Annotated in this window: 14 protein-coding genes and 2 CRISPR repeat arrays; of the genes, 10 read left to right on the top strand and 4 right to left on the bottom strand. The window is 28.1% G+C overall.

Annotated elements, in window-relative coordinates:
* Nucleotides 1-79 precede the first annotated feature (79 nt).
* Nucleotides 80-757 carry a hypothetical protein gene (locus PWA39_RS03230; protein WP_069099486.1) on the bottom strand — a complete coding sequence of 226 codons (678 nt, stop codon included), beginning with the start codon at nt 755-757 and terminating at the stop codon, nt 80-82.
* 406 nt (nt 758-1,163) lie between these two features.
* Between PWA39_RS03230 and cas9 the strand changes: the two genes are divergently transcribed.
* Together cas9 and PWA39_RS03220 are read left to right on the top strand one after the other, a co-directional pair.
* On the top strand, nt 1,164-4,880 hold the full coding sequence (cas9, locus tag PWA39_RS03225) for a type II CRISPR RNA-guided endonuclease Cas9 (RefSeq protein WP_069099487.1): 3,717 nt from the start codon (nt 1,164-1,166) through the stop codon (nt 4,878-4,880).
* Between the two features lie 86 nt (nt 4,881-4,966).
* A CRISPR array of direct repeats spans nt 4,967-5,731; the repeat unit is 36 nt; unit sequence GTTTTACTCTAATAAGAAATTGTACAGCACAAAAAC.
* 157 nt (nt 5,732-5,888) lie between these two features.
* Nucleotides 5,889-7,067, top strand: coding sequence for an IS3 family transposase (locus tag PWA39_RS03220; protein ID WP_274827434.1), 1,179 nt, complete (start codon nt 5,889-5,891; stop codon nt 7,065-7,067).
* 39 nt (nt 7,068-7,106) lie between these two features.
* A CRISPR array of direct repeats spans nt 7,107-9,256; the repeat unit is 36 nt; unit sequence GTTTTACTCTAATAAGAAATTGTACAGCACAAAAAC.
* Nucleotides 9,257-9,324: 68 nt separating this feature from the next.
* Here the strand turns inward: PWA39_RS03220 and PWA39_RS03215 are convergent.
* From PWA39_RS03215 to cas1, 3 genes are read right to left on the bottom strand one after another with little or no spacing between them, the layout of a single operon-like run.
* Nucleotides 9,325-10,098, bottom strand: a complete 774-nt coding sequence (locus tag PWA39_RS03215; protein WP_069099339.1) for a hypothetical protein — start codon at nt 10,096-10,098, stop codon at nt 9,325-9,327.
* On the bottom strand, nt 10,098-10,442 hold the full coding sequence (cas2, locus tag PWA39_RS03210; protein WP_044284037.1) for a CRISPR-associated endonuclease Cas2: 345 nt from the start codon (nt 10,440-10,442) through the stop codon (nt 10,098-10,100). Before cas2 ends, PWA39_RS03215 begins: the two co-directional genes overlap by 1 nt.
* Nucleotides 10,432-11,286, bottom strand: coding sequence for a type II CRISPR-associated endonuclease Cas1 (cas1, locus tag PWA39_RS03205; RefSeq protein ID WP_069099340.1), 855 nt, complete (start codon nt 11,284-11,286; stop codon nt 10,432-10,434). Before cas1 ends, cas2 begins: the two co-directional genes overlap by 11 nt.
* A 932-nt stretch (nt 11,287-12,218) precedes the next feature.
* On the opposite strand from cas1, the gene leuS reads away from it, so the two are divergent.
* From leuS to rlmB, 8 genes are read left to right on the top strand one after another with little or no spacing between them, the layout of a single operon-like run.
* Nucleotides 12,219-14,591: a leucine--tRNA ligase gene (gene leuS, locus PWA39_RS03200; protein WP_069099363.1), complete on the top strand. Its 2,373-nt coding sequence runs from the start codon at nt 12,219-12,221 to the stop codon at nt 14,589-14,591.
* Between the two features lie 6 nt (nt 14,592-14,597).
* The gene (locus tag PWA39_RS03195) at nt 14,598-16,592 is read left to right on the top strand and encodes a DHH family phosphoesterase (RefSeq protein WP_044285635.1); all 1,995 of its coding nucleotides are present in this window, start codon (nt 14,598-14,600) and stop codon (nt 16,590-16,592) included.
* Nucleotides 16,573-17,010 carry a 50S ribosomal protein L9 gene (gene rplI / locus PWA39_RS03190; protein WP_069099341.1) on the top strand — a complete coding sequence of 146 codons (438 nt, stop codon included), beginning with the start codon at nt 16,573-16,575 and terminating at the stop codon, nt 17,008-17,010. The genes PWA39_RS03195 and rplI overlap by 20 nt, the downstream gene beginning before the upstream one ends.
* Nucleotides 17,003-18,400, top strand: coding sequence for a replicative DNA helicase (gene dnaB / locus PWA39_RS03185; protein WP_069099342.1), 1,398 nt, complete (start codon nt 17,003-17,005; stop codon nt 18,398-18,400). Before rplI ends, dnaB begins: the two co-directional genes overlap by 8 nt.
* Nucleotides 18,400-19,638, top strand: coding sequence for a CNNM domain-containing protein (locus PWA39_RS03180; protein ID WP_069099343.1), 1,239 nt, complete (start codon nt 18,400-18,402; stop codon nt 19,636-19,638). The genes dnaB and PWA39_RS03180 overlap by 1 nt, the downstream gene beginning before the upstream one ends.
* Nucleotides 19,616-20,311, top strand: a complete 696-nt coding sequence (locus PWA39_RS03175) for a YgjP-like metallopeptidase domain-containing protein (protein WP_069099344.1) — start codon at nt 19,616-19,618, stop codon at nt 20,309-20,311. Before PWA39_RS03180 ends, PWA39_RS03175 begins: the two co-directional genes overlap by 23 nt.
* The gene (gene cysS / locus PWA39_RS03170) at nt 20,298-21,506 is read left to right on the top strand and encodes a cysteine--tRNA ligase (protein WP_069099345.1); all 1,209 of its coding nucleotides are present in this window, start codon (nt 20,298-20,300) and stop codon (nt 21,504-21,506) included. The genes PWA39_RS03175 and cysS overlap by 14 nt, the downstream gene beginning before the upstream one ends.
* A 33-nt stretch (nt 21,507-21,539) precedes the next feature.
* Nucleotides 21,540-22,229: a 23S rRNA (guanosine(2251)-2'-O)-methyltransferase RlmB gene (gene rlmB, locus PWA39_RS03165; protein WP_069099346.1), complete on the top strand. Its 690-nt coding sequence runs from the start codon at nt 21,540-21,542 to the stop codon at nt 22,227-22,229.
* Nucleotides 22,230-22,245 lie beyond the last annotated feature (16 nt).

The following is a 22,245-nucleotide window of genomic DNA, read 5'->3' as shown; positions in this document are numbered from 1 at the left end:
AAAATTTGTGATTAGGCTTTACTCTATTAAGAAATTGTATAGCACAAAAACTTATCTATTCCTAGTTTATTGGCTTTAATTACATTTTCTTCTTTGGTGCTTTGAATTTTTTGGTTTGCTTTGAATTGTCTTTTTGCACTAATTTAAGCTCATATTTTTGTTCAATTCATCTATTGACTTTGTAATGAGGGTCAAGAGCTATTCGATGTCGCTTAAGAAGTCTAGTCGCAAGCTCTGGCTCATTTAAAGCAAAAAAAATAAGTTGGTCATCATTTGTAAAAAATGCGACACCACCTTGACCTTTACCCTTAGGCATAACTAAAATATATTTATTATTTTTATATTGTTCTCAAAGCTTTTTATCAAATTTTTTGAGATCTTCTCAATCTTCGTCAGTGAGTTCTCAAATATAAGGCTCATCAGCATAATCATTATCATTTTCATCTTTAAAATATTTTGCCATTGAACAAATATCTAGTATTATTTTATCTTTTTGATCTTGTGTTAAACTCTCTATAACATCTTCATAGTCCAAATCTTTAAAATCATTTTCTTGGATAGTTTGCTTGTAAAGGGAATATTTAAAACCTTTTTGAAAAGCAATAAACTCGTCAGGAAAATCTCAAAAATAAGACTCTAACCATTTATCTAAATTATTTGGATCAATTTTTTCAGGTCGAAATGCATTTATATCTTCAATTAATTCATTTTTATCTTTTTTTGATAAATTTTGGATTTCAAGTTGAACTATATCCATTTTTTTACTCCTATTTCATTAATTCATCTAATTAGTATTTTCATTTTTTAAATACTCAAATAATTTTTGGATCAAATTTGTATTCAATTTTTCGGTGCGGACGCCTTGGTTGTCTTTTGATTTTTTGTTTCGAGTCAAGTCCATAAAGAAGGCCGATAAAACTTGTGAACAAGCATTATACTAATATTTTATTGCAAAAAAAACTAAAACTACAAAAAATTTTTCTACTTATTTAGCATTTTTTTACGTTATTTTAATAACGTATTGCGAAGACTAATATGGATTTTTACTTAATATGGTATAATTTATTTAATATTTATTTTTATTATTGGTAACATTTGTATAAATATTGCAATTAATTAGCAATAATACAAACGTAAAAAATCATTGTTTTAAAGGATAATTTATGAACCAAAAGAAAAGTATTGCTATCGGCTTTGATCTAGGAATAGCATCAGTTGGTTGAGCAATCATCAATTCTGAAACAAATGAAATTTTGAATTGAGGTTCTCGGATTTTCAAGGCAAGAGAAGAAGGCGCGGCAGACCGAAGATCATTTAGAACAGCCAGAAGAACCATCCGCCGTAGACAATATAAAAGTGAAAAATTATTAAAACTAATTTTAAGATCAAAAAATATATTTGATTTTAAAAATATTGACGAAATTAAAAACTCTTTTTTAAAAAGTTCTAGTCAAAATAGCAATATTTTAGATCTAAAAATCAAAGCGCTTAATGAAAAAATAAATCCAAAAGACCTTGCATGAATTTTGCATGACTATCTTGAAAATAGAGGTTATTTTTATGAACTTGATGATAACCGTGAAAAACTTAAATATTATAACGGTGATAAATTCCCTACCGAGGTGTTAAGTGAGTTTTTCAAAAAAAACAATTTTTTTAAATCAAGTAAGTATAACTTCTCAAATCAGCAATGAACGGCTGAAATCAAAAAAGTTTTTGAAGTGCAAAATATTGATGAAGAGTTTCAAAAAAGTTTTTTAAGACTTTTTAATTATATACGAGATTTTGCAAAAGGCCCTGGATCTTTACACAGTGCAAGTGAATACGGAGTTTGAAAATTTGATAAAGAAAAAGGGGAAATTGAGCAAAAATATGATAATATTTGGGATAAAACAATCGGAAAATGTAGCATTTACCCAAAAGAATTAAGAGCCTCGCTTAATTCTTCTTCTTATGAATTTTTCAACCTTTTGAATGAATTAAGTAATTTAAGATCAGAATTTAATGCTGAATGAAGACTTAAAAAAGAAGATAGAGATAAGTTACTCAATGGATTGCTTTCTGGCGAATACAAAAATATTACTGTCAATAAAATTGAAAAAATCATAGAAAAAGATCTTGAAATAGGTGAACATGATTTCAAAGGAAGACAAACTCTTAAAGAAAAAGAATATGTGAACTTAGAAGGTAAAACAAAAAATACAAATATTTTAATAAAGGAAATCACTAAACATTCAGAAAAATATAAGAATTTTAAAGTTGACGAAAATTTTGTAAATCACCTTAAGGCACTTGATTCAATTTGTTCTATTTTACAAAAATACAAGGAAAAAAAAGACAGATTTATCGAGCAACTTGATAATATAGATCTTTCAGATAAAATTGATCTTTCAGATAAAACAGATGTTTCAGATAAAATATATGTTTTAGATTACTTTGGAATTATTAATAAAAAAGACGAATTTATTAATAATTTGTTAAATAATAAAGAACTAACATTCAAAAAAACAGGAAGTTATTCAGCAGAAGCAACAAGCTTATTTGTTAAAAAAATGCTAGAAACACAAGAGAATTCCGAATATTTAAAATATAATGATAAAGAGATTAATGATATTATTAAACAAAACACAAAGGCAAAACCGTTAACAAAATACTTAAATCCTTTTATTTTTAAAGACGAAATTTTACCTCCTTCTGTTAAACAAACTTTCGAACAAGCAATAGCAGTTCTAAATAAAATCATTAAGAAATATTCTAAAGATTACGAAATTTCAGGAATTTTTATTGAAATTCCTCGAGAAAAAAACGATGAAAAAGCAAAAAAGAAACAAGCAAATAAGACAGTAAAGAGCGGCCTTGATGAAATTTATGAAGTCATGAACAAAAAATACGGTCTTAAATCATTAAATATTTCAAGAGAAGATTTAGACGATAAGCCTGATCGATTATTAAAAAAATTAAAACTTTATTGCCAACAAGATGGGGTTGATTTATATTCACTCAAAAAAATTGATATTGTTGATTTAATAAATAATAGTTCCGAATATCATTTTGAACATATTATTCCTAAAGCTTATTTGCCTGATAATTCTTTATCAAATCTTATTTTAACAAAACGAGACCAGAATTTAAAAAAATCAAATCTTTGCGCAGCAGCTTATATGAAATCAAAAGGCATTAATGTTTATAAAGCCTATATTGAACAAATAGAAAAATTATTTAATCCTAAACTTGCAGCAAAAGATGATTCAAGTAAAATTTTTGGTTTAGATACAAAAGCAATGCATAAAAAATTAAAACTTCTTTATCAAGAAGAAATTGATCCTCATCAAAAAGAAGAATTTTTATCAAGACAATTGAATGACACAAGATATTCAACAAAATTATTTCTTGAAGTCGTAAAAGAACATTTCAGAGATAATCCGAATTTTTCTTATGAACAGCCAACAAAAATATTTACATTAAACGGGCATCATACAGCTTTTATTCGCGAAAAAATTCTCCCAAACAATAAGGATCGTACAGATAATAGACATCATGCAATTGATGCTGCAATTATCGGAATAATGGGAAATAAAAATCGACACGCTTTATCCTCATTGACAATCCAAGAAGGGTTGCGTCAATCAAAATATGAGCAAATTGAAGACGGGACTATAATTAATAAAGAAACAGGTGAAATTTTAAAGAATTCAGATTATGAAAGCAAAAAGTTTGAATTAGTTGAAACTATCTCTGGTTTGGTGAAAGAAAAATACGAAAACGCTAAAGATAAAGTTGAAATCAAATTTTCAAGAAAAATGACAAATTATACAAACTTACCTTTGTTTGACGACACTTTATATGGTCTTAGACGGAATGATGATGGCACCTACGACAAAGTTGTAAAAATCAACTTAGTTAAACCAAAAAGTCTAGATAATTTGAAAGACTATTTTGCCGATCCTAATCCTAATAGCGGCAAATATCTTGTGTTGATGTATCAAAGTCATAAATCTGAATTTGAAAAATTAAGAACAATTTTTAACAGACCCGAATTTAACGAAAAAGAAAATAAAAATAAAGATGAAAATGAAAATAAAAATAAAAAAACAAATAAAAATCCTTTTCAAGCATATATGGAGTGATTAGTTAGCGAAAAATATATTGATGAAGAAGAAAAGGAGAATGCAATAGGAGCGAATAAATTAATTTATTTTGATCCTGTTACTAATAAAAAAACACTTTTTAAAGATTTAAGAGTTGTAACAGAAAAAAATGTTAATAAAGATTTTGTCTTTGTTAACAAAAAACAAGGTGAAAAATCATTTCGAACCGGTAAGGAACAAATTTTTGCACTTGTTTATGAAAATAAAAAAGGCAAGCTTAATTCTATACCTGTAAATTTTTTGCTTAAACAGTATGGCACCAAACTTGATCGCGAGTTTTATTCATTAGATGAGGCGAACTACAATCAAGAAAATCTAAAAAAATACAAAGACAATGTGGGTATTGATCATCAATCAAAACCAATATTTATAATCAAGAAATCTGCAATTCTAAAATTAAAAGTTGATAAAGAATTTAAATTTAAATCTGAAAATAACAAAGCAAAAACCCTTGAAGAAAAAGCAACAGACTCTAAAAAATCAATTCTTATAAGACCGGATGATAATCATTATTTTTATATTTCTGGTATAACTAAAGGAAAAAAAGGTGATACTAGATTCACAATAGAATCGATTGTAACGAAGTTAGAATCGTTCAAACCTGCAACAAGTGGTCTTCTTAATGAATTTCAATTTGTTAGCCTTGACGAACTAGGGAATGAATATGAATCTAATGAGCAAAGAAAATTGGAAGAATACCTTATTAACAAAAACAAAAAAGTTAGAAAATAATTAGTACTTTAGACCCTAAAATTTAAAATTAATTAATAAGTGAAAAAACACTCATGAATGTAGTATAACTACAGGTTTTGAGTGTTTTTTTACTCTAATAAGAAATTGTACAGCACAAAAACCCGGGAATCAAGGTGATCGTGGAGAAAAAGGGTTTTACCCTAATAAGAAATTGTACAGCACAAAAACGGTGCTATGCTATTACATTTAGAACCTCAAGTTTTACCCTAATAAGAAATTGTACAGCACAAAAACAACCCTTTTCTATTTTATTTTAGACAAAAAGTTTTACTCTAATAAGAAATTGTACAGCACAAAAACTATTAACATTTATATTATTTTTCAAAATATGTTTTACTCTAATAAGAAATTGTACAGCACAAAAACATAAACCGCTGTTTTTCATGCCTTAAAAAAGTTTTACTCTAATAAGAAATTGTACAGCACAAAAACAATGGTGACGATATGCTTTTTCAAGTTCTCGTTTTACTCTAATAAGAAATTGTACAGCACAAAAACATAAACCTTAGAAAGAAACAAAAGGAAAAAGTTTTACTCTAATAAGAAATTGTACAGCACAAAAACAAAAAAAAGATATAATGTATATGATAAATCGTTTTACTCTAATAAGAAATTGTACAGCACAAAAACTTTTCCACAGTGTTCTTTAAAACAGTTAGGTTTTACTCTAATAAGAAATTGTACAGCACAAAAACTCAAATTGATTGCAGAAAACGATTGAATCAATGTTTTACTCTAATAAGAAATTGTACAGCACAAAAACAAAAATGTAAGCTGTTAAAATTTGTGATCAGGTTTTACTCTAATAAGAAATTGTACAGCACAAAAACGGAAAAATTATTTTTAAAAGTGCGGGATTTTTTAAACTAGGACAAAAAAAATTAACACTAAAGGTGTTGGCTTTTTTTGTCTGAGTTTAAGGAGAAAGCTAACACCCAAAGTGTTAGTTTTTTTAAATTTTCAAATGCAACAAAAAGGGAAATACTAATGTCAAGACACTTTAAAAAAGACGAGTTTGATATGATTTATAAAATTTACAATGAATTTGGATTAAAACAAACAATAAATTATATAAATGATATTTCGCCAGATACAAATTTTACAACCAGAAGTCAACTAGTTCGAAGAATCAAAAAAATTATTCGGTATTATAATAATGGTATGCAAGATCAATTATTAGATAAAAAGGGTGCGAGGAGAAAGCCAGGGAGTGGCAAACCTAAAAAACCAATTGAACCCGATTGAAACGAATTTACAAAAGAAGAATTAATAGAAATAGCTAAGAGATATTACGAAACCAACAAAGATAAATCAAAATCAGGAAAACTTAGTGAAGCCAAAACACTAAATATTCCCTACACCAAATCTGCAAAAATTTTTAATGTATGCAGACAATCAGTGGCAAAATCTAAAACTAGAGTTATAAAAGTAAAGGAACACAAAAATGACGCAATAATTAAAAAATCCTTTCTTGATAACAAAGGTAGGTATGGTCGCCTAAGGTTGAGTGCTTATATTTATATGAAATATAATATTTACATTAACCCTCGAAGTCTTGGAAGACATTTAAAAAGATTGAATTTAGTATGCAAAATTAGAAAAAAAAGAAGAAAGAGCGAAATTAAGAACACCAAATTCGCACTGCCGGATATTGTTAAACGCGACTACAATGATAAATTAAATAGAAATATTTTTGCTACTGATGTTACATATATAAAAGCTCCCAGAGATGTTAAGGAAAACCATGTATTTTTGTCTGTAATAATTGAGCATAAAACTAAAAAAATCAGAGATTTTAAACTATCTGTAAGCAATGATCTTGATTTAGTTATGGATAATATAAAAACATTTAGGTCTATTGATAAAGATTTTGTTATTCATTCAGACCATGGATTTCAATACACTTCAAAAGTCTATATTGACAAAATAAATAAAATGGGAGGAACTGTTTCGTTGTCTCGCATAGGAAATTCTTTGGATAATAGGGAGGTTGAATATTGATTTTCAATTATAAAAAGTGAATGCTTAAACGAGTTAAACTACAGTAAAATAACTTTTGAAGATCTGAAAAAAATAATTGCAGATTATATATTTTGATACAACAACTATAGAATTCAATCAATTTTAAATTGAAAAACACCACAGCAATATGCTATGATGTTATAATAATATTAAACTGTTAATTTTTTTTGTCCTAGTTTATTTCGTTTTACTCTAATAAGAAATTGTACAGCACAAAAACATTAGTTAAGGCAATAATTGGTATGTTTAAGTTTTACTCTAATAAGAAATTGTACAGCACAAAAACTTAAAATTGAAGAAAAAGAAGTCTACTCAGGTTTTACTCTAATAAGAAATTGTACAGCACAAAAACGAGCAGGTGGCGTTCTTTTGGAAACCTTTGGTTTTACTCTAATAAGAAATTGTACAGCACAAAAACCATACTATTTATTTCTTGCTCGCTTATACGGTTTTACTCTAATAAGAAATTGTACAGCACAAAAACCAGCCATCAAATTATCTAACGGATGGAAATGTTTTACTCTAATAAGAAATTGTACAGCACAAAAACAAACAAATAAGAGAACTTGAAAAAGCATATGTTTTACTCTAATAAGAAATTGTACAGCACAAAAACTCTTTGCCCTAAAAAAAAAAAAAAAAATATTGTTTTACTCTAATAAGAAATTGTACAGCACAAAAACAAATTGGGTTATCTGCTAATTTACTACTAAGTTTTACTCTAATAAGAAATTGTACAGCACAAAAACGGTGTGCCTGGTATTCCCGGGGTTCAAGGTGTTTTACTCTAATAAGAAATTGTACAGCACAAAAACCAGTATTTTTAGCCACAAATAAAGAAGCTAGTTTTACTCTAATAAGAAATTGTACAGCACAAAAACGTAAATTTTTAAAAAATGTTGAAATACTAAGTTTTACTCTAATAAGAAATTGTACAGCACAAAAACTCAATTTAAGTTATAAAAATTAGAGTCATAGTTTTACTCTAATAAGAAATTGTACAGCACAAAAACAATGTTTCAGTCAAAAATCTGCTTTATGACGTTTTACTCTAATAAGAAATTGTACAGCACAAAAACTTGCAATAAAAACAATTTCACAAGAATTTGGTTTTACTCTAATAAGAAATTGTACAGCACAAAAACGAGTGTTACACCAAGTTTTAAGTTGTTCTAGTTTTACTCTAATAAGAAATTGTACAGCACAAAAACATGAACTGGATGGAAAAGATAAAATTACTCGTTTTACTCTAATAAGAAATTGTACAGCACAAAAACTATTTGGGGAGATAATAAGGTAGTTAGTGTGTTTTACTCTAATAAGAAATTGTACAGCACAAAAACAGAGAATTTTGACGAAATTAGAACGGATTTGTTTTACTCTAATAAGAAATTGTACAGCACAAAAACCATTTCCCAAGCTGAATTTTTAAAAACAAGGTTTTACTCTAATAAGAAATTGTACAGCACAAAAACTCACTCTTTTGATACAGTTTTGGCTTCACCGTTTTACTCTAATAAGAAATTGTACAGCACAAAAACATTTCAATTTGTTAAAAGTAAATTTAAAATGTTTTACTCTAATAAGAAATTGTACAGCACAAAAACTTGAAGAGCAATTTTTAGAATTAGAAAATCGTTTTACTCTAATAAGAAATTGTACAGCACAAAAACTACATATATGTTTTCTTCATTTGTTAAATAGTTTTACTCTAATAAGAAATTGTACAGCACAAAAACTTTTCCGAGTGTAAATAATTTTTTTAAAAAGTTTTACTCTAATAAGAAATTGTACAGCACAAAAACTTATTATTCAAAAAGTGAAATTGACACTTTGTTTTACTCTAATAAGAAATTGTACAGCACAAAAACGGAGAACTAGGGGTCTTTTTTTCAAAAATTGTTTTACTCTAATAAGAAATTGTACAGCACAAAAACTTAATTGTTTATTTTCTTCTTCTAAACTAAGTTTTACTCTAATAAGAAATTGTACAGCACAAAAACATATTTTCAGCTTCAGAAATTATGATCTTAGTTTTACTCTAATAAGAAATTGTACAGCACAAAAACAAATAGGGTTATCTGCTAATTTGCTACTAAGTTTTACTCTAATAAGAAATTGTACAGCACAAAAACAATTAGCTGTTTTTGACGAAGACTTAGAAGGTTTTACTCTAATAAGAAATTGTACAGCACAAAAACGTTCATTTGATTTTTCCTTTTGTTTTTTCTGTTTTACTCTAATAAGAAATTGTACAGCACAAAAACATATGCTAGTTATACCTTGTTTTGAAATTCGTTTTACTCTAATAAGAAATTGTACAGCACAAAAACCTCATTTCAAAGAAAAAAACTGATTTTTTTTGTTTTTTTGTCAAAAAACCAGTTGTTTTTGAGGTTTTTTATTCAAAAAATGTTCTTTTGATGATGTTAATGTGAAAACGAAACTCGTTTTTTTCATTTAAATCTGAAAATAGAGGTTCACTTTCCAGAATTTCCCTATTTTTATGATTTTCAAAATAACTAATAATTGGTAATGGTGTTTTGATATCAATAATCGTTTTATCTTTATAAAAGCCAACAAGCTCGAGTTGGTCATATTTATTTATATATTTAGTAAAATCAGTAGTTAAAATTATAAATTTTGTGTTTGTAAATTGTAATAGGTCAATTAAATTAATAAACTCTAAATCTTTGAATATAACCAAGGGTTCAGGTTTGTTTGCAAAAAGAATTTCCATTATTTTTGCAAAATTATTTTTTGAAAGTAGAATATTTGGATTAATTTCAAATAGAGCCTTCAATAATTTAGTATTATCAACTTGATATTCAAGTAGTTCAAAACCTAATAAAGTATTGATTTTATCAATTATGGACAGAATTTCTTGATTATTAAAAAAATTGCTATTTTGTCACATTTCATCTTGAATAATTTGGTTACCTAATCAATTTTTTGGACTTAGACTAAGAAAATCAGTGATTTTGTTCAAATAAGTAAAAACGCTAATATCTTTAATTGAATATAGTTTTCCATCAAAATCAATCGATTGAACACCTTTTGATTGCTCATATTCAAAAAGGTCGTGTAAAAAAAGGTCAATATTTTCGCATTCAATAATTTTAATATTTTCCTTAAATTCAATTAAATTTGCTTTATTATTAAAAAAATTTAACATTATAATTTTATATACTCCTGCTCAAAATTGATAATTTCGTTTTTAGATTTTGAACCACTTAAAATTTCCATATTTTGATATTGCTGTTCGGTTAAAAGTAAAATACGAACATTTGAATTTTTGGGAATAATATTAATAATTTTTTTGCGTTCTGATTGATAAATTGTGTGCACAGGAATTATTTTGGCATAAATTGAATATTGAATCCGAATGTAGCCTAGTTTTAAAAGATTTTTAACAAACTTATTGTATTCAGGGTTTTGTTGCTCATTTTCTGAATAGATATCATACATTAATAAAATCCGCATTTCTCTTGTATTTACCTCAATTATATTAGCTTGCATTTTTGTTTAACTCTAAAATTTCACTGATTTCAGCATCGATAAATTTTTTAAAACGAATTTTCTTATTTTTATAAGTAATATATTTATTAAAAGATGTGAATAAATCCTCTTTGAATTCTTGGAATAAAAAAAATTTTTTGTTAATATGGTCAAAAACGATTTGGTCAATTCAAAAACGATAAGGTTCCATCAAATCACAAGCCAAAGGAAAATTATTATTAAAACTTTTATGATACACACCAAGCCGATTATCCATTCCTTTGGCACAAATAGCTCTGGCAACATAACTAAGTAAAACAGTGTAGCCATAATTTAAAAGGCTATTAATACGATCATCGCCTTTTTGGTCACGAGTAAAATTTTCACCAAAAAGATGCTTGAAATATAATTTAGCCACGTGGCCTTCACGATTTGTGACATCATGGTCTTCAACTTGGTCAATGTAGGAGGTCATTTTCTCTTCAATTTCAGCGTTAATGAGTTTTTTCTCGACCAAAGTTTCGAGAGATCTTTGAATTTTTAGGCGAATAATTTTTTTCCAAGTTTTACCTTTGTATTCTACCGACCATTTAATTTGTTCCTGAAAAACCTTATTATTATAGTAGCCGCTGTAGGGAATTATTAGTGAATTTGGTAAATGATTTTTGCAAATAATTATATTAACTTTCTTTTCAACAAGTTCGTTGATTAGCGGGATTGTAATAGTTGCTCGGTCATTTTCAAAAATAATAACTTCTACTGTGTCAATTGGGATTACAAATTTTTCAATATCACGTTTAATAACAATATTGTCAAGGAAAAGCTTAATGTAATCCGATTCGTTAATTTCAATAATTTTTTTCATTTTGTAAAATAATTTTAATTTTAAAATAATAATTATACAATAAAATTTCTTAATATGGTCATTAAAACTAATTTTTGCCCAAAAGACAAAATATTTAATATCCCCATTTTTCTACTAATTTATACAGTATTGCTGTCTTATATTTTTTTAAAATTTTAGTTTTTTGCATAAAAACAAAAAAACCGCCTTGCGGCGGCAGTTGCGGCACTATATAAAATAGGCCTTATTTTTGTGCGACAATTTCTTATTAGAGTAAAACATAATTTATTGTGCATAGTTAATTATACAACAAATTTAAATTTTTTATCAAAAAAAAGAAAAAAATTAATTGCACTTAAATTAATACGGAATTTAGGTGGTTTTTAGTTATTTTTGTTTTTGTCTACAATTTTAAAGCTTAGAAAATTTAGCGCTGAATTGTTGACTTGGCCAATGAATGTTTTGAAACTACCTGTTTTTCGCAGTTAAAAATTAATTGTTTTAATATAGTTAATTATTGTCTAAAACAACAAAAAAATTCAAACGATTATTTGCGAATATATTAAGTTATAGTTATAAAATCGCTCTATTTATATAAAAAACAAAAAAACCGCCTTGCGGCGGCAGGTGCGGCACTATATAAAATAGGCCTTATTTTTGTGCGACAATTTCTTATTAGAGTAAGCATAAGTTATTATGCATTTTTAATTATACAACAAATTTAAATTTTTTCATTAAAAAAAAAAAAAATAATTAAGTTTAAATAATACGGAATTTAGGTGGTTTTTAGTTATTTTTGTTTTTTCATTCAAGTTTAAATCTTATAAAATTTAGGCCTAATCGTTGACTTGGTTAATAAAAGACTTAAAACAACTTCTGCCCAACCAATATTTTATCTAACTTTATTTTACTTAAATTTAGCCTTTTTATATTATAATTTAATATTTAGTATCATGTATGACCATAAATTAATAGAAAAAAAATGACAAAACTATTGGCAAAAAAATAACGTTTTTCAAACGAGTGAATCTTTAGACAAAAAAATCTATATTTTAGATATGTTTCCTTATCCTTCGGCAGCCGGATTGCATCTAGGGCATCCAATTGGATATACAGCATCAGATATAATTGCAAGATTTAAACGGCTTAATGGTTTTGATGTTCTTCACCCGATGGGTTGAGATGCTTTTGGTCTTCCGGCTGAACAATATGCAATTCAAACAGGCAACCACCCTGCAGATTTTACTAAAAAAAATATTGAAAATTTTAAAGAGCAAATAAATTCTTTTGGTTTTTCATATGATTGAAGTAAAGAAATTAACACAAGTGATCCAAAATTTTATGAACAAACCCAGTGAATTTTTAAACTTTTATATAAGGTTGGCCTAGCCGAAATTCGTCAGACACAAGTAAATTGATGCCCAAAATTAGGGACAGTTTTAGCAAATGAAGAAATAAGTCGTGACAAAGAGGGAAATTTAGTCAGTGAACGAGGTAGTTTTCCTGTTGAAATTAAAAAAATGGATCAATGGGTGTTAAAAATCACTGAATATGCCCAAAAATTGCTTGATGGACTTGAGAGTATAAATTTTCCTGACTCATTAAAGTTGCTCCAACAAAAATGAATTGGCAAGTCCCAAGGCGTTATTCTTAAGTTTTACTTTGAAAATAGCAAAGATTTTATTGAAATATTTACAACAAAAATTGAGACTATTTATGGTGTTAGTTTTTTAGCTATTTCACCTTTGCATGATTTTGCAACAAATCTTGCAAAAAAAGATGCAAGAATTAGTGACTACATTGAAAAAAACAGTTTTTCTAGCCCCAAACTTCAGAGTCAAATTTCTGGTATATTTACTAATTTATACATGATTCACCCCTTAACTTCTCAAAAAATTCCGCTTTATATTGCAAATTATGTGCTAAATGACTACGGAACTTCGGCAATTATGGGAGTTCCAGCTCACAATTTAAATGACTTAGAATTTGCTAAAATTTTTGCAATTGACTATTTAGAAGTGATAAATGACCAAAATCTGCTTATAAATTCAGCAGAATTTAACAATTTTGAAGTTGAAAAAGCTTCAAAATTAATTTTTGAAAAATTAGAAAAATTCCGCTTAGCAAAAAAAAGTATTTCTTATAAAATTAAGGACTGAGTTTTTTCAAGACAAAGATATTGAGGCGAGCCTTTTCCTGTTTATTTTGACCAAGATGGCAAAATCTATCTTGAAGAAAAAATTGTCGAACTGCCACATTTAGAAAAAATTGTTCCCTCAGGCGATGGTCAGTCCCCACTTGCTTTACAAAAAGATTGAGTTTTTTTTGAAAAAAACGGTAAAATCTACCGCCGCGAAACTAACACAATGCCTCAATGAGCCGGAAGTTCATGGTATTATCTTGCTTATATTTTAAAACAAAATGACGGCACTTATTTAAAATTAGACTCAAAAGAAGCTTATAAAAAACTGCAAAAATGACTTCCCGTTGACATTTATATCGGCGGACAAGAACATGCTGTTGGCCATTTGCTTTATTCACGTTTTTGACATAAAGTTTTATTTGAAGCTGGAATTGTTCCAAATTTTGAGCCTTTTGACAGAGTTATTCACCAAGGAATGCTACTAGGGCCTGACGGTCAAAAAATGTCTAAATCCAAAGGAAATATTATTAATCCTTATACAGTTTTAGACAAATATGGCGCTGATAGTGTTCGAATTTTTCTAATGTTTATGGGGCCAATTAATGAAAATCGCGCCTGGGATGAAAAAGGTGCAAATTCAATTTATGCCTGAATTCAAAGGGTTATTAGAATTATTTTAAAAGATTACAAAATTGATCCTGAAGTCGAACAGGACTCTGAATTTAGCTACCTTTATAATAATTTTGTCTTTGAAATTACTAATTTAGTCCAGGATTTTAAGTTTAACGTGGCTATTTCTAAATTAATGGTGTATATTAATTTTTTAAGTAAACTTGATTCAATACCGTCAAAAAAATATCTTGTTGATTTTTTAGTAGTTTTATCGATTTTTGCCCCTCATATTTCAGAGGAATTACTTGAAAAATTAGAGCAAAAACCGCTTCATTTTCACAGCTGGCCTCAATTTGACAAGGCTAAAATTGTAAAAAATACTTATAATTTACCTGTTTCAATTAACGGTAAAACTAGAGCAATTCTCGAATTAAATGACGACCAAAGTCAAGATCAAATTATCGAAACTGCCAAAAAACACTATAAAATACAGCATTTTTTAGAAAATCACTCAATAATTAAGACAATTTTTGTACCTAAAAAAATCCTAAATTTCATTGTAAAAAAATAAGCACTCATGAAAAAATTTCTTTTCCCGTTTTCAATTTCATTTATAAGCTTTTTACTTGAAATTACGACTTTATTATTAAAAGTTATTTTTAATGACGCTTTTGATTTTTACCTTTTTTTCACATTAGCTGTCGGAATTTTCATAATTTTCATAATCTCGCTAACAGTTGGAATTGTTGTTTTTTACCAATTTATAATTAAGCAAAATCACTTTTATTACCAAAAATTCGACCTTATTAACGAGGAAAATAATATTGGAATTATCAATTTATCATCAACATATAAAATTACAAAAGTTTCAAAATATGTTAAAGATTTATACCCAGAAAGACTTGTAAATCGTGATATTTTTTATCTTTTTCCCCAATATAAAAAAGTCGAAGATATTCCACCAAAATTTGAGATAAAAAGGGGAAATAACTGATTTGAAATTAATTATAATAAATTTGCATATTGAATTTCTTATCGTGATATCACACTTTTTAAGTCAATTTCGCAAGGTTATGAAAATAATTCGCTTGTTTTTGCCGAGGTTGAGGTTGATAATTTTGTCTCAACTAATTTTCGCAGTAGCGATCAAGACTACCCTAAAATCAAAATTTTTATTAATGATTTTTTTGAAAAACTGTCACAAAAATATAAATTTTTGTACAAAGAATATGCAGATGGCCGTATTATGTTAGTTTTACATTATGAAACTTTTGTGCTTTGACAAAAAAATCATTTTTACATTTTTCGCGATGAGAGCACTAAAATTGACGATACAACCGAAGTCTGATTTTCAGTTGGCTTTGGATTTGGCACAACAAATTTAGTCGAAGTAAAAAGGCTAGCAAATGAGGCCTTAATTTTTTCAAAAACTCGTGGTGGAAATCAAGTTTCAATTTATCCTTATGGAAAAAGGCCTTTTTCTTATGGTTCTTATAGTGAATCTCTCAGCCTCCATTCGCTTGTTAGACTTAGAAGAATTGCGCGTCTTTTAGTTGAAAAATTGGAAAAAATTGATAATATAATAATTTATGGGCACATTAATTCTGACTTAGATTCATTTGGTTCTGGTTATGTTTTGGGTAATTTTTTAAAAAGATATGCTGAAGTTATTTATAAAAGAAAAATTAATTTTTATATTCAAAACCAGACTTTTGACACTACCACAACAAGATTTTTATCGCAAGCTGATTTTATCAAGAAAAATATTTTTATATCCCGTTCAGTTGCTTCCAAAATTACAATGGCCTCAAAAAATAATGACACTTGCCTTGCCATTTTAGTTGATGTTTCTGACGTTGAGCGAATTGAAAACAAAAAAGCTCTTGATCAAATCAATTTGGAAAATGTTTTTGTCTTTGACCATCACGGAATTAATTCCAAAATGCAAGGGATTTTGGAATTAATTCATGACTATATTGATGTCTCATCTTCATCAACATGTGAAATTATTACCCATTTAATTTTACTAACAATTCATTCAGATATAAGCATTGATCAAGAATGAGCCCAAATTTTGCTTAACGGTTTATATGTTGACTCGGCCCAGTTTAAAAAAACCGCTAGTGCTTCAACTTTTGCGGCCGTTTCTGCCCTTGTTCGTTGAGGAGCAAAAACTGCAAAAACTGGTGAATTTCTCAAACTTAATGAAAATGAGTCAAAAATTATTAAAGAAATTCTTGAAAATGTCACCGAAGTTAAGCCAGGCTTTTTTCTTGCAAGTCTTGACCGGGAAATTGAAACTGACTTAGTCTCGATTGCTTGCGAGCAAATTTTATTAGTTAAAAATCGTCAAGCTGCCTTTGTTGTGGCAAAATTACCGCAACAAAAAAATTATAAAATGTCAGCTCGAGGTGTTGAAAATGTTAATGTTCAATATATAGCAGAGCAAGTTGGTGGAGGCGGAAATGTAACTTCAGCAGCTGCTTATTCAACAGTTGAGACTTTTTCTGAATTTGTTGAAAATATTAAACTTGCAATTCAAAGGAGAGAATATGAAAGTAATTCTACTTAAAGACACAAAAGATGGTCGTGCAAACAGTGTTGTTGAGGTTTCAGCTGGTTATGCTAGCAATTATTTGTTTAAAAATAATTTGGCAGAACCTTTTAATCCAAGAACTGAAAAACTTTTGAATGAAAGGCTAAAAAAAATTGAAGCTGAAAAGGAAAATAAAAAAAATCAGGCAGTCCAACTTAAGTCTCAAATTGAAAATACTGTTTTGTGATTTAAATTAAAAGGGACACTTGATTCAGTCCACGGGGCAATTTCGGCTAAAAAAATAAAAAAAGAACTTGAGACCAAAGATATTTTTATTGACAAGCACTTAATTCAAACTCCAGGAATTTCCAATTTTGGAACAAGTTATGTTACTGTTAAATTAAGTCCGGAAATTAGTGCTACTTTAAAAATAAACGTTGTAAAAGATGAATAATTCGCGATATACTTCCCCTGATATTGAGTCCTTTATAATTTCTTTTTTGCTTTCAAATCCCAGAAAAATTATCAATTATATTGACGCAATTGACCCAAATGATTTTAGCGATCTAAGACTAGTTGAGATTGCAAAAGCAATTAAAACTGTGGTTGCTAGCGTTCCTGATCCTGAAGTTAATTTAATAATTGAAGAACTGCAAAAAAATCAAAAGCTGGAAAAAATAGGCGGAAAATCTTTCATAATTTGACTTTATAATAATAATTTTTCTCTGCCTTCAGAAATTACATCGCATCTTAGGATTGTCAGCGAGAAAAAAACTCTGCGCCAGCTCAAAAAAATTATTGAAGAATCAAGTCACGAACTAGACTTTGGTAAAAAAACTTCCATAGAAATTACAAGTCAAATTGTTGACAAAATTAATCTTTTGACTTTAGATAGCACAAAACAGTCTTTTTATTCAATTTATGAAATTGCCCAGGAAATTTTTCAATTTATTACTGAACTTCGCACAAGTCAAAATGTTATTAAAGGAATTTCGACTGGTTATGATAATTTGGACGTTGTAACTTCTGGTTTTCAAAGGGGTGAACTTGTAATTTTAGCAGCTCGTCCTTCGGTCGGAAAAACAGCTTTTGCCCTTAATTTAGCCTGAAATGTTTGCAAAAGTGGAAAATCTGTGCTATTTTTTGCCCTTGAAATGTCAAACACAGATTTAGGAACTCGGCTTTTATCACTTGTTTCAGGAATTGAGGCCAATAAATTCAAAACACCGAAAAATTTACGCCCTGAAGATTTAATAAAAATTGAAAAAGCAATCTCAAAACGACTAAAAGAGGCAAAATTGACTATAAATGACTCAGGTTCGATCAATATTGACGACATTTTTTGAGAAGTTCAAAAACGCTATCGCAACAATATTAAATATGATCTTATTATTTTTGACTATTTACAACTTATAAATTCAAGTGCAAATAATCAAAATTACAACCGTCAAGTCGAGGTTTCAATTATTTCTCGAAAATTAAAACAACTAGCTCGGGCAGTTAATACGCCAATTATTGCTCTGTCGCAACTTTCAAGAAATGTTGAGCGAAGAGAAGATAAAACTCCTTTACTTTCAGATTTGCGTGAATCTGGAGCTATCGAGCAAGATGCTGACCTTGTTGCTTTTTTACATCGGGACAACTATTATAATAAAAGAGAAGATGATCAACCTAATTTTGACAGCGGACCAAATACAAAATTAATTATCGCAAAACACAGAAATGGCCCAACTGGAACGCTATTTTTTAATTTTTTGCCTGAAATTGGCCAGTTTATTGCTGCCCTTGATTTTAATGTTGCAAACAAAAATAAAAATGATATAAATTTAGGATTAGAGGACTAATGCCGGGTTATTTTATTGCTTTAGGAATTGTTTTATTATTTTTATTTTTAATTTCGGCCATTTTTTCAGCAAGCGAAACTGTTTTTACTGCCACAAGTCGGGCAAAAGTTGATGAAAATATTTCTGATTCTTTTTGAGGGAAAAAGCAAATTCTTAAATATTATGATAATTATGAAAAAACTTTGACAATTATACTAATTTGAAACAACATTGTCAACATCGGAATTTCTATTATAATTTCGGCACTTTTTTCAAATTTAGCAATTAATGAATCTTTGCAAATTTTAATTTCAATAGCGGCAACAACTCCGCCGTTAATAATTTTTGGTGAAATTTACCCTAAAATTTTTGGTCGAAAAAAACCGATTTTATTTTTAAAAGCTTTTTGATTTTTTATTACTTTTTTTTACTACTTTTTATTTCCACTAGCGGCTTTAATGACTAAATTTGTCAAAAAAATCAATGTAACAAACACTGAAAACGAGCTAAAAAAAATAATTTTACAAACTCACCAAGAAGATGTTCTTGAAAAAGATGAATCTGACTTGGCAATTCGAGCGCTTGAATTTGACTCTTTTACAACCGCCAAACATTTTACAAAACTTGAGGATGTTGTCTTTGTAAAATATGAAGATAGTCTTGAATCGATTAAAGAAGTAATAATTGACTCAAATTTTTCGAGAATTCCTGTTTGAAAAGACGACAATTTTGTTGGAATTTTACTTTCAAAAGACATTTTACACCTTGATAAATTTGACATTAACGATCATATAATAAAAACTCCTCTTCTTCTTTCGACATCTTTGATTAAAACAAATTATGAGATTTTGAAAAAATCAAAATCTCATTTAGGATTTGTAGTTGAGTCCAATAAATCGCAAAAAATTGTTGGAATTCTTACATTTGAAGATATACTCGAGTGTCTTTTGGGTCCAATTTATGATGAGTATGACTATCGTGATGACCTTGATTTTTATCAAATTAGTCCAAATCAGATTACAACAAAAGCCGAAACTTCTATTTTGACAATTAACAAAATTTTAGCAGTCAATCTTCCTGTTAGTTTTAAAAATTTAAATCAGTGACTTTTATCCCAAAGTTCGAAAAAAAAGCTTGTTTTAGGGGCAAAATTCTATTTTGACTGGCCAACATACAAACTTGAATTTGAAATTATTGACAAAAGTGCAAATACAATCGAGCTAAAAATAACCAAAAATGAATTCCAACAAAAAAGCTAAGTTTCGCGAACTAAAAATAGACCTAAATGGTCAAAAATATCCTATTTTTGTTGAATTCAGGCCTAAAAGTTCGCGCCTGATAGTTAAATTAGTTGATAACTATATTTTGGTTCAGACCGGACTTGTCTTAACTGACGAAGTTTTAATCAGGAGTGTCAGAAATTCAAAATATTTTAATAAAATTATCAATATTTTGCCATTAAGGCAAGTGCTGCACTTTTCTGAATCTTTTTTTTACCTTTTTGGTAAAAAAAACTATTTTAGCTTAATAAAAACAAAAAATAAACTCTATTTGCAAAGTCAGTTTGCTATTTTTTCCTTAGGTCGGCCAAAAAATATTGAGGCTAAAATTGAAAAACTGTTAATGAAACATTTTGAAGACTATTTGATTCAGCGAACAAATTTTTGAACTAAAACCTTAGAAGTTCCTGATTACATAGTCAAGCTATCACGAAAAAATACATCCTGAGGCACCAATTATTATCGTCAAAAAATTCATTATAGCAAATATTTATTTGCATTTTCCAAGGAAATTATTGATTACGTGATTGTTCATGAGGTAGTTCACCATTTTTTTCGCAACCACGGCAAGCTTTTTTGGGAAAAAATTGGTAAAATTATACCTAATTACACTGATTTAGTTAAAAAATTAACGAATTATGAGCTCAACTAAAAGTAATTTGAATGTTTATCTTTGCGGTCCTACGGTTTATAATCACGTTCATATCGGCAATTTAAGGTCGGTAATTGTGTTTGATTTTCTAGTTTCTGTATGAAAATATTTTGGCAAAAAAGTTAATTTTGTCCAAAATATCACTGATATTGACGACAAAATTATCGAAAAAGCAATGGAATTAGGGCTAACTGAAGCTGAATTGAGTCAAAAATACATTTTTGAATATTTTAGTGTTCTTGAAACATTTAATATTAAAAAACCTGACAAAATAATAAAAGTAACGCAAATTCTTGACAAAATTATCGACTATATTGTCGAGTTAAAAGATAAAAATTTTACTTATTTTAATCAAAACGGGGACCTTGTTTTTGAGGCAAGTAAAATTGCAAATTACGGTGTAATTTCTCAACAAAAAGTCCACAATTTGTACCAAAAAGATCGTCAAACTAAGTCTGTAAACGATTTTGTTTTGTGAAAAAAAACAAAAAAAGGCGTACTTTTTGACTCGCCTTTTGGCCTAGGCAGACCCGGGTGACACACTGAGTGCTCGGCAATTATTTATAATCATTTTGACAAAAATTCAGTGGATATTCACGGAGGTGGTGTTGATTTGATTTTTCCGCATCATGAAAATGAAAATGCCCAACATTTTGCTTTAACAAACGAGCTAATTTCAAAAAAATGAATTCGTGTTGGCTTTGTAAATTTTAACGGTAAAAAAATGTCTAAATCAATAGGAAATATAATTTTTGCAAAAGAATTTGCAAAAAAATACGATCCAGATGTTCTTCGCAGCATTTTTTTGTCAATAAATCCTAGTGTCCCGATTAATTTAACAGATGAATTAATCCAAAATCACCAAAAATTAATAACAAAATACAAAAAAATTTATTTTGACTGAATTCTGAATCCTAAAGAAATTGAAAAAAGCGCTGTTGATCAAATTTTATTACTCATTGAAGAACAAAAATTTTCTAATGCTATTTTTTTAATCTCTAACTTAGCAAAACAAAAAAAGAATTCAGAAATTGTCTTTATATTCAAATTACTAAGATTTAGCTTTGCAAGAAAAGAAATTAATTCTGAAGATCAAGAAAATATTCAAATTTGAAAAAAACTTCTTGAACAAAAAAAATATGAAGAAGCTGATAAATATCGCGAAAAATTATGAAAAAGGTTCATTTTTTCATAATTTTTTCCGCGTTTCATACGAAAGTGAAAAAATATGCTTAAATATATCTGTGGCAAGAATTCGGTGATAGAAGCAATTAAAAATGGGTTTGTTTTTAAACAAATTTACTGTTTAAAACAGCCTGATAGTCCAATTTTTTCGAACCAAAAAGTACAAATAGTTACTAAAGATTTTTTAGATAAATTAGTTTCTGCAAACCACCAAGGTTTTGTTGGTGTTGTTGAAAACTTTAAATTTTTTGAAATTGATGTTTTAAGCAAGGATAGACCCGAAATTATTTTAATTCTTGATCATATTCATGATCAAAATAATCTCGGTAACATTATTAGAACAGCAAATTGTTTTGGAATTAAGCATATAATTTTGCCCAAAAAGCGAGCAGCTAAACTAAATGAAACCACATTCAAAGTTGCATCAGGTGGCTTTATCGGTATCAAATTTATTCTTGTAAATTCAATTGTAGCCGCAATTAATAAACTAAAAAAAATAGGTTTTTGAATTTATGCCACTGATTTAAGCGAAAAAAGTAAAAAAATTAATGAAATTCAGTTTAATTTTCCCTGCGCACTTATAGTTGGCAATGAGGCTACCGGAATTAAAAAAAGTAGTTTGTATGCTAGTGATGAGTCATTTTTTATTCCGATGGAAGGTAAAATTGATTCACTAAACGTTACAGTTGCGACGGGAATTATACTTTTTTATCTAAAAAACAAACAAAAATAAACAACTATGAGGTTTT

Source organism: Mesomycoplasma ovipneumoniae ATCC 29419, assembly GCF_028885435.1.
In the GTDB taxonomy this organism is placed as follows: domain Bacteria; phylum Bacillota_I; class Bacilli_A; order Mycoplasmatales; family Metamycoplasmataceae; genus Mesomycoplasma; species Mesomycoplasma ovipneumoniae.
The sequence above is the reverse complement of the archived record's forward strand: the minus strand, read 5'-3'. Positions and strand labels throughout refer to the sequence as shown.